Annotated in this window: 2 protein-coding genes; both read left to right on the top strand. The window is 72.1% G+C overall.

The features are described from left to right. Positions 1-180: LPXTG cell wall anchor domain-containing protein (locus tag HKK72_RS39410; RefSeq protein WP_187239453.1), on the top strand; the 180-nt coding region annotated here is incomplete at its 5' end. Positions 181-280: 100 nt separating this feature from the next. Next, on the top strand, positions 281-1,196 hold a 916-nt coding region (locus HKK72_RS39405), incomplete at its 3' end, for an LLM class F420-dependent oxidoreductase (protein ID WP_187239452.1).

The raw sequence follows: 1,196 nt of genomic DNA, 5'->3' as shown, positions 1-1,196 counted from the left end.
GACGAAGGTCCCGAGGGCCCAGCGCGTCCGGGAGCCGGTGAGCCGGACGCGCCCGGCGAGCCCGGGGGCCTGCCGCACACCGGAGCCCCGACGCGGCTGTTCGCCGGCCTCGCGCTCGGGCTGGTGGGCGCCGGGCTGGTGCTCATGGGCCTGAGCCGCCGGCGGCGCAGGTCGCACTGACCCGCCTGGACGGGTTCACGCGGACCACCGGGGTCCGGTGCCGGCGGCGGCGCCGGACCCCGGTCGACGTCCGCGAGCGACCTCGTACGAGGATGGCACCATGCTTCTTCGGATCTTCACCGAGCCCCAGCAGGGGGCGGGCTACCAAACGTTGCTGCGCGTCGCCAAGGCCGCCGAGGACCTCGGCTTCGACGCGTTCTTCCGTTCCGACCACTACCTCAAGATGGGCGACGTCTCCGGGTTGCCCGGGCCCACGGACTCGTGGGTGACCCTCGGCGCGCTCGCCCGCGAGACCAGCAGGATCCGGCTCGGCACGCTGGTCACCGCGGCGACCTTCCGGCTGCCCGGCCCGCTGGCGATCTCGGTGGCCCAGGTCGACGAAATGAGCGGCGGCCGGGTCGACTTCGGCTTCGGCACCGGCTGGTTCGACGCCGAGCACACCGCGTACGGCATCCCGTTCCCCAGCCTCAAGGAACGGTTCGACCGGTTCGAGGAGCAGCTCGAGATCATCACCGGGCTGTGGAGGACGCCGGTCGGGGAGAGCTACTCCTTCGAGGGCGAGCACTACCGGCTGGTCGACTCGCCGGCGCTGCCCAAGCCCGCGCAGGCGGGTGGACCACCGGTGATCATCGGAGGCGGAGGCCCGAAGCGGACGCCGCGGCTGGCGGCCCGATTCGCGCAGGAGTACAACACGCCGTTCATGGGGCTCGACGACGTCAAAGCCGCGTACGGGCGGGTGCGGGAGGCCTGTGACGAGGCGGGGCGGACCGATCCGATGATCTACTCAACGGCCCAGATCGTTTGCTGCGGGCGCGACGAGGCCGAGATCAAGCGCCGCGCCGACGCGATCGGCCGCGATGTCGCCGAGCTCCGGAAGAACGGGCTCGCCGGCACGCCCGCCGAGGTGGTGGACAAGATCGGTGAATACGGGGCACTCGGCAGCGAGCGGATGTACCTGCAGGTGCTCGACCTCGACGACCTGGACCACCTCGAGCTCCTGGCCGCGAAGGTCCTCC

Source organism: Actinomadura sp. HBU206391, assembly GCF_014323665.1.
In the GTDB taxonomy this organism is placed as follows: domain Bacteria; phylum Actinomycetota; class Actinomycetes; order Streptosporangiales; family Streptosporangiaceae; genus Actinomadura_C.
The sequence above is the reverse complement of the archived record's forward strand: the minus strand, read 5'-3'. Positions and strand labels throughout refer to the sequence as shown.